This is a genomic window from Streptomyces sp. PA03-6a, from assembly GCF_033792765.1.
Taxonomy (GTDB): Bacteria; Actinomycetota; Actinomycetes; order Streptomycetales; family Streptomycetaceae; genus Actinacidiphila.
Map to the genome: position 1 here is coordinate 1 of NZ_JARAVK010000340.1, position 7,742 is coordinate 7,742.

Consider the following 7,742-nt stretch of genomic DNA (forward strand, 5'->3'; position numbering starts at 1 on the left):
GTCCTTCGGACACGGTCGTCATCGCGCACCTCCGGTGGGGGCGGGGTCGGGCTTGTCGAGGCGGTTGGCGCGGGCCCTGCGGCGGTCGAGCAGTGCGCGTCCCGCCTCGCCGGAGACGTCGCGGATCGCGTCGGCGAGCAGGTTGCTCGCCCAGACGGTGGCCATGATCAGCAGGGCGGGGGCCACCGGGGCCCACGGCTGGTGGCTGAGGTAGCCCAGGTCCGAGGCGAGCAGGCCGCCCCAGGTGGGCGCCGGCGGCTGCACACCGATGCCGAGGAAGGTCAGGCTGGAGACGATCACGAAGCCGACGCCGATGGTCTGGGCGAGCGCGACCGCGACCGGCGGGAGGATCTTGCCCCACACGTGGCGGCGTACGATCCAGCCCGTGGAGGCACCGGAGACGAGCGCCGCCTCCACGTACGGCGAGCGCGCCACGGCCAGGGTGGCGGCGCGGGCCACTCGGTAGAACAGCGGTGACACCAGCACGCCGGTGACCAGCATGGCCTGGGTGAGGCCGTTGCCGAGGAGCGCGACCACGGCGACGGCGAACAGCAGGAAGGGCAGCGCGACCAGCGTGTCGGCCAGGCGCAGGGTCGCCCACTCGAAGACCCGGCCCCAGTAGACCGACAGGATGCCGGGCACCGCGCCGACGACCAGGGCCGTCAGGGCGACTTCGAGCGAACCGAGCACGCTGACGCGCGAGCCGTCCAGGAGCCGGCTGAGGACGTCTCGGCCGAGGTAGTCCGTGCCGAGCCAGTACGAGCCCGAGGCGGCGGCCAGGGTGTTGTCGCTGGTGGCCAGGGGATCGTGCGGTGCGAGCCAGGGACCGAGCAGCGCCAGCAGCGCGATCACGGTCAGGACGACCGCGGCGATCCGGCCGGAGGTGAGGGAGAGGACGCGGCGCACCATGGTCAGACCCCCCGCTGGGACGCCGGCGTCACGCGCGCCAGCACCAGGTTGACGATCAGGTTGAAGGAGACGACCAGGACGATCGACACCACGAGGACGCCCTGGACGGCGGGTACGTCCCCGGCCTGGGCGGCGTCGTTGGCGAACCTGCCGAAGCCCTGCAGACCGAAGATCCATTCGGTGACGACGGAGGCACCCACCAGGGCCGGGAACTTCAGTCCGAGGGTGGCGAGCGCCGGTCCGAGGCCGTTGCGCAGGACGTGACCGAAGAAGATCCGCCGCGGGCTCAGGCCGCGCACGACCGCGCCCGTGACGTAGTTCTCGCGGTGGGCCGCCACGAGGCCCGCGCGCAGCTGGCGGGCGACGTCGGCGACCACGTCGAAGCTCAGCGCGATCGCCGGGAGGGTGATGTGGGCCAGCCACGGCCCGACGCCCTGCTCCGCCGGGACGTAGCCGCCGGAGGGGAACCAGTGGAGACCGACGGCGAAGACGACGACCAGCACGATGCCCACCACGAAGGCCGGCATCACCGAGATGACCGTGACGAATCCGGTGATGGCACGGTCGATCCAGGTGGTGCTGCGCAGCGCCGCCACCGTGCCCAGCGCGAAGCCCACGACCACCCCGATGAGCAGGGCCAGCGTCGCGACCGAGAGGCTGACGCCCAGGCCGAGCCCGATGAGGGTGGAGATGTCGGCGCCGTTGGCCCAGCTGGTGCCGAGCCGCCCGTGCAGGATGCCGTCGAGCCAGTCCCCGTACTGGACCAGGAACGGCCGGTCGAGCCCCCACTGGGCCTCGACCCGGGCGATGGCCTGCGGTGTCGCGTCCTCGCCCAGCTGGATCCGTGCGGGGCTGAGCCCGCTCAGCGCCCGCAGCGCGAAGGTCACGAAGGTCGCGACCAGGAACACGGGCACGATGATCGCGACGGACCGGGCGAGGGCGGCCAGGACCCGGCCCGCGGCGTGCCGGGCCCTGGCCGCGGCGACGCCGCGACGGGGGGTGAGGGCGACCGGCGCGGCGGTCGTCGTCATGAGGTTGCCTCCCCTTCAGTGGTGGACGGTGGTCAGCTGCCGCCGGCGATGGTCACGCCGGTCCAGTCGATGTGGGCCGGGTTCTTCGGCAGGTCCGAGATCGCCTTGTTCTTGGCGAAGAGGTTGGGCGAGGAGTAGGTGAAGACCAGGGCCTTGCTCTGCAGCCCGGCCCGGGTCGCCGCCTGGAGGTTCCCCACGTAGTCGGGGGATTCCAGGGGCGTGCGGCGGACCTTCGCCACGGCCGCGTCGAAACCGGCCGGCTCGTACGGGGTGCTCAGGTTCAGCGGGCCGTTGGGCCCGAAGTGCGCGGTGAGGGTCTGCACCGCGGAGTCGCGCCCGGTGGTGCCGTAGAGCGAGAACGTCAGGTCCTTGGCGAAGAACGGGGTGGCCCAGTTCTTGTCGACCTTGATGCGGACGGTGATGCCGACCGCGGCCAGCTGCGCCTGCACGATCTCGGCCTGCGGGTCCTCCGCCGGGATGACGAGGTCGAGCTTGATGTCGCCCGCCTTGTGGCCGGCCTCGGCGAGCAGCTTGCGGGACGTCGCCGGGTCGTACGGGTACGGGTCCCGGGACTTCGGGTCGTAGGCCACGTACCCCGGCGGGAAGGGCTGGTCGGTCGCCTCGCCGTAGCCGAAGGTCAGCTTGTCGACGAACTCCGCGCGGTTGACCGCGTGGCGGACGGCGTCGACGACCCTGTCGTCGTCGAACGGTGCCTTGTTGACGTTGAGGCTGAGGTTCGAGGCGTTGAAACCGGGTTGCACGAAGACGTCCAGGCCGGCCTTCTCGGCGGCCTCCGCCTGACTGGGTTCGAGGTCGGCGAAGTTGTAGACGCCGGTCTGGAGGCCGGAGACGACCGTCGAGGCGTCGGGGGCGGAGGTGAGCTCCACGTGGTCGATGTGGATGTTCTTCGCGTCCCAGTAGTCCGGGTTCTTCTTGAGCAGCACCTTGGTGCCGGGGATCAGCTGCTTCACCACGAACGGACCGGCGCCGACCGGGTTCTGGTCCAGCTTCTGCGGGGCCGCGGCCGCCTTGGGGCTGGCGATCTGCAGGACGCGCTCACCGAGCAACTGCGGTATCTGGTAGTCGACCTGGGTGAGGTGGACGACGGCGTCCAGGCCGTTGGCGTCCACCGACGCGATCGAGGTCAGGTCGCCGAAGAGCGCCGAGTTCTTCTGCTTCTTGGCCCGCTCGATCGCCGCCTTGACCGCTGCCGCGTCGACCGGCTCGCCGTCGCTGAACTTCAGGCCGGGGCGGAGGTGGAAGGTGATCTCGTCACCCTTGTCGTTGTACTCCCAGCTCTTCGCGAGGTCGGGGACGGCCTTGCCGTTCTCGTCGGTACGCGTCAACGAGGCATAGACGAGGGCGAGTTCGCGGAACTGGGCGCCGCTGCCGGAGACCACCGGGTCCCAGTGGGCGGGGAAGTAGGAGGAAGCCCACTTCAGTGTGGCGCTCCCCGTCGACGCGCCGGCGCCGCCGCCGCACGCGCCGAGGGCGGCAACGAGGACGGAGACGAGGGCGGTTCCGAGGGCCGCGGTGCGCAGCCGGCCCGGGCGCCGGGCGGCAGGGGAGGCGGGTCCGGGGCGGCTGGGCGTGAGTCGTCCGGGCATCTGAGTGCTTTCTTCGAGGGCCCCCGGACCGGCTCAGGGCAGGCGGGGGCGTGGCGGCGGGCACGGCGCGCACCCGCGCCCGACGCCGTCCCGTGCCGGTACGGCCGTGCCGTCGGGGTCTGGCGGGCAGACGCCGGGCACGCCGCGCTCAGGGCAGGGCGTTCGGGGGTACGCGGGGGCTCACCGGGATGCGGTGGGAGAAGGCGGCGAAGCGCGGAAGGGGCGGCGCGGACGGCGGGCGCGGCTCGACGGGGCGGCGGCGCGGCCGGTGCTGACGGATGCGGTCAGGCGCCTGTGGGCCGTGGGCGGCGGCCGGTCAGCGACAGAGGGCGCTGCAGGTGCGCCGCAGGTCCACGTAGCGGCACACCACACCGGGGTGCGTCGTGAGCATGCTGCTCATCCTGGCGAGCGCCGCGAGCGGCTGTCAATAGACACCAATTGGTGTCTCATTTGGCGGGACGGGTCCGTGACGGCGGATCAGAGCCCGCTCAGCGCGCGGCGCGAGCACCGCGAGCGGCGGCCGGGTGCGTGGCGGCCTCCTCGGGGTGCAGCCACAGGGGGCCGTTCCCGGTGTCCACCCGGACCGCCTCCGGCGGCGGCCAGGCCCCGGTGACCAGCAGGGCCCGCTCGGGATCGGTGAGGCTCCGGTAGCGCCGCAGCGCCTCGTCCGGCGCCAGCGGATCCGGGGTCCGCAGCAGTGCCGGGCACAACTCCTCGACGGCGCGGGCATACTCCGCGTAGGGCCGCCAGCCGGGCACCACGCGCTGCCCGGCCGGGGCGCGTACGAGCAGCGTCGGCAGCGCGTACCGGTACCCGCCGTCGCCGGTCTCCTTCGCCGCTCCGGGGTGCGGCGACAGGCTGCGCGCCGCCAGCGCCTCGCGCACCGGGCGCCGTGCCTCCGCGCGGTCGGCCCGTACCCGCGCCAGAACGTCGTCGGCCGCCGCGTCGGCCGCGAGCCGTACCGGGTCCAGTCCCGGCGCGCCCCGTACGGCGGCCAGCGCGAGCGCGGGCGTGTCGGCCGGCTCCCCGAGCACGAACACGGTCTCCCGGAGCCGGCGCAGTACCCGCCCGGCCACCTCCTCGCCCTGCAGTTCGGCCGCCTTGGCGGCCAGCGAGGCGGGCCAGGAGCTCGCCGCCACCCGGCTCAGCCGCTCCGCACGCGGCGCCCCGGTGTGCGCGCTGATCTCCTCGACGTGCCGCGCGTACCAGGCGGTCTCCGCGGCCGGGTCGGGCGCCGGGTCGTCGTCGACGTCGAACAGGACGCCGTACACGCGGCGCCAGCGCACCCGGCCGCCCAGCGCGGCCCGCAGCCTGCGGAACACCGGTTCCGAACCCCAGGCCCAGGGGCACAGCGGATCGGTGTACTCCACCACCTCCACGGAGGGCGGGGGAGGCGGGGCCGTCACGCGGCTCCCTTCCGGTCCAGCCGTTCCGCGGCGGCCGCCGGCAGGAGCGAGGCGAGGGTCACCCCGCCGAGGACCGCCGCCGCGCCCGCCTCGACCTCGCGCCACACCCCGGGCAGCCCGGCGGCCGGACCGGGGTAGCCGAGCCCGGCCAGCGACTCCCCCCGCAGGGTGATCAACTCGCCGTCCACGGCGCGCGCAACGTCCAGCAGGGTGATCTCGCCGGCGGGCCGGCCGAGCCAGTAGCCGCCCTCGCAGCCGCGCTGACTGCGTACCAGCCCGGCCTTGCGCAGTTCGCCCACCACGGACTTCAGGAAGCGGAACGGGATCTGCTGCGCGGAGGCGATGGCCTCGCAGGTCAGGGGGCGGGCAGGCTCACAGGCGAGCTCCAGCAGAGCCCGCGTGGCGTAGTCCGCCTTCGCGGAGATATGCATGGGCCCATCATGCCCCAACCGGGCGGCGCGGCCCGGGGGTTCGGCCGCCGTGCTCCGTACATTGCGGCAGCATTGCCGCAGGTGAAGCGCAAAGGACACTTCTTGACATCCTTTTCGGGGCCGCTCTAGCGTCCGGGCCATGAGCGAGCCCCTGACGAACCCCGGTGAAGGCTTCCACCCCCATCTCCACGACGCGCCCGGGCAGGCGGCCGCGCCCCTGCGGACCCGGCTGCACCACATCCGCGCGGGCGCCCTGGACGGCGAGACGGCGCAGACCGGCGGGATGCGCAGGTTCGCCGCCGTCAGCGGGCGGGCCGTGGGCTCCGAGAAGCTGTGGATGGGCCAGACCCACGTGGCCCCGGCGACGGCCTCCTCCGACCACCACCACGGCGAGTCCGAGACCGCGATCTACGTGGTGAGCGGGCACCCCGAGTTCGTCTTCCTGGACGACTCGGGCGACGCGCCCGAGGAGGTGCGCCTGCGCACCTCGCCCGGCGACTACGTCTTCGTCCCCCCGTTCGTGCCGCACCGCGAGGAGAACCCGGACCCCGCGCAGGAGGCCGTGGTCGTCATCGCCCGCAGCACCCAGGAGGCCGTCGTGGTCAACCTCCCCGGTCTGTACGCCCTTCCGGCCGAGGACGCCTGAGCGGCCGGACGCCCGGACCCGCGCAGCCGTCCCCGCCCTCCGCCCCCGTGGCGAGGGCGGGGACGGCTGCGGTGCGTCAGGGGGCGGCCGCGAGCGCGGCGGCCGCCGGCTGCGCACGGAACGCCGGGTGCCCGCCGAGACGGGCGACGTACGCCGTGAGGTGGCCGTAGGAGCAGAGCAGGCCGCTCGCGAGGTGGGAGAGGGCCACCCACACGTCGACGTCGGCGGCGGTCAGGTGGCCACCCAGGACGTACGGCCCGCGGGCCAGCCGGCGGTCCAGCAGGTCGAGGGTGGCGTGCAGGGTCCGCAGGGCCGCGTCACGGTCGGCCGGTGCCCCGTCCGCGGCCAGTTCGGCGGCTCTCGTCACGCCCGCGTCGACCGTGTGCCGGAGGGCCTCGATGTCGGGCAGGAGGGACGGGGGACACAGCGGGGGTACGGGGGCGCACCCCTCGGCGCCGAGGCGGCCCGCGAGGTCGCCGAGGATGTCCGGGGTGTGGTTGCTGACGACCCGCCCGGTCCACCGGTCGCACAGCGCGGGCACGGTGAGCGGTCCGTCGTAGTGGTGCCACGTGGCCTCGTAGGCCGCGCGCAGCGCGGCGAGCGCGGTGTCGCCGGCGGCCCCCGCAGGGACGGGCGTCGTGACGACGGAGTCCCGCAGCCCCAGCAGGTCGAGGGTGACGGCGACCCGTTGCGAGAGCGGGCAGCCCGGTGACAGGAACAGCTCGTACCTGCGTGGCGCCGGGTAGAAGCCGCCGGCGAGGTCGACACCGATGCGGCCGCGGAAGCGGTCGGGACGGGACGCGCGCGGCAGCGCCGAACAGGAGACGTGGAGTGCGGGGTCGAGCGGGATCGTCTCGGTCATGCCCTCTCCAAGGCGTGGCGGGCCACCGGTCGCCCCCTGGGGGCACCGGCGGCGGGACGGCTGAAGGTCCGGGGTGGGGTCAGCCGGCCGCGCCGAACGAGCTGCAGACGCGCAGGAAGTCGATGTGCAGACGTCGGGTGAGGAGGAGGACTCGTGCCCTGGGCATGTCCACCTCCCCGGCTCGGGGCCCGCAGGACGCGGGACCGCGCTTGCCCCGCCGCGCCGGCGGGACCAGGTCGTCACCCGGGGCACCCCACCGCGATGTGAGGGTTGCCGGTCAGCGGGCCGGGGCCGATGACCCACCGTGCCGCGGGGCGGTGTGGTGGGCGCTGACGATCGTGACCTGCCCATCAGTGTCGAGTCGTCAAACCCCGTGCGTCAAGGGACGCGTATGCGTCTCATCGGACCGCTCACGATGTGAGACGGCGTCGTTGACATTCCCAGAGGGCCGTGCCTAACTTACGCCGCAGATCGGTCATGAGCTCCGGCGCGAGCCCGGCTCGCCGGCCGGCGGCCCCCGTGTCGCGGTGGGACGCCCCGGATGACGACCGGACCGGACGGTCCGACGACGACGGTGGACGCGAGGCCCCGCGGGGCGGAACGGTGACGGTGACGACGATGCACGCAGCCCCGGGGACGGCCGCACAGCGGCCCCACGGCCGCGTCCCGTCGCACCCGCGGCTCCCCGTCGCCACGCACCACGTCCCCGGCGCCTCCTGTTGCGCGTGTACCGCGCACTGTCGCGCCCTCTGTCAAGGCTGACGGCTTCCTGAACCCCGGCCCCCGCCGCTGACGCGGCGGCGTGCCCTCCCGCCCAGGCCCGCCCGGGCTCTCCCGGGCGGGCCTGGGC

General features: G+C 74.1%; 7 protein-coding genes and 1 riboswitch. Of the genes, 1 reads left to right on the forward strand and 6 read right to left on the reverse strand.

Going from position 1 to position 7,742, the window contains the following annotated elements; translation table 11 throughout:
* Window positions 1-18 precede the first annotated feature (18 nt).
* From PV350_RS42100 to PV350_RS42120, 5 genes are all read right to left on the reverse strand, one after another.
* Entirely contained in the window at window positions 19-909 is an 891-nt protein-coding gene (locus PV350_RS42100; RefSeq protein ID WP_500338675.1) for an ABC transporter permease, read from the reverse strand.
* A gap of 2 nt (window positions 910-911) precedes the next feature.
* Window positions 912-1,940 (reverse strand): ABC transporter permease, encoded by a 1,029-nt coding sequence (locus PV350_RS42105; protein ID WP_499516029.1) that lies wholly within the window; start codon window positions 1,938-1,940, stop codon window positions 912-914.
* A gap of 32 nt (window positions 1,941-1,972) precedes the next feature.
* Window positions 1,973-3,547, reverse strand: a complete 1,575-nt coding sequence (locus PV350_RS42110; RefSeq protein ID WP_500338677.1) for an ABC transporter substrate-binding protein — start codon at window positions 3,545-3,547, stop codon at window positions 1,973-1,975.
* A 488-nt stretch (window positions 3,548-4,035) separates the two neighbouring features.
* A complete protein-coding gene (locus PV350_RS42115) occupies window positions 4,036-4,953 on the reverse strand; it encodes a DsbA family oxidoreductase (RefSeq protein WP_500338679.1) in 918 nt (305 codons plus the stop codon).
* Window positions 4,950-5,384 (reverse strand): RrF2 family transcriptional regulator, encoded by a 435-nt coding sequence (locus PV350_RS42120; RefSeq protein ID WP_499516032.1) that lies wholly within the window; start codon window positions 5,382-5,384, stop codon window positions 4,950-4,952. The genes PV350_RS42115 and PV350_RS42120 overlap by 4 nt, the downstream gene beginning before the upstream one ends.
* A 139-nt stretch (window positions 5,385-5,523) precedes the next feature.
* Between PV350_RS42120 and PV350_RS42125 the strand changes: the two genes are divergently transcribed.
* A complete protein-coding gene (locus tag PV350_RS42125) occupies window positions 5,524-6,030 on the forward strand; it encodes a cupin domain-containing protein (protein ID WP_500338681.1) in 507 nt (168 codons plus the stop codon).
* 76 nt (window positions 6,031-6,106) lie between these two features.
* Here PV350_RS42125 and PV350_RS42130 read toward each other — a convergent pair whose 3' ends face one another.
* Window positions 6,107-6,892: a glutathione S-transferase C-terminal domain-containing protein gene (locus PV350_RS42130; protein WP_500338683.1), complete on the reverse strand. Its 786-nt coding sequence runs from the start codon at window positions 6,890-6,892 to the stop codon at window positions 6,107-6,109.
* A 200-nt stretch (window positions 6,893-7,092) separates the two neighbouring features.
* Window positions 7,093-7,196, reverse strand: a riboswitch (SAM riboswitch).
* Window positions 7,197-7,742: the final 546 nt, after the last annotated feature.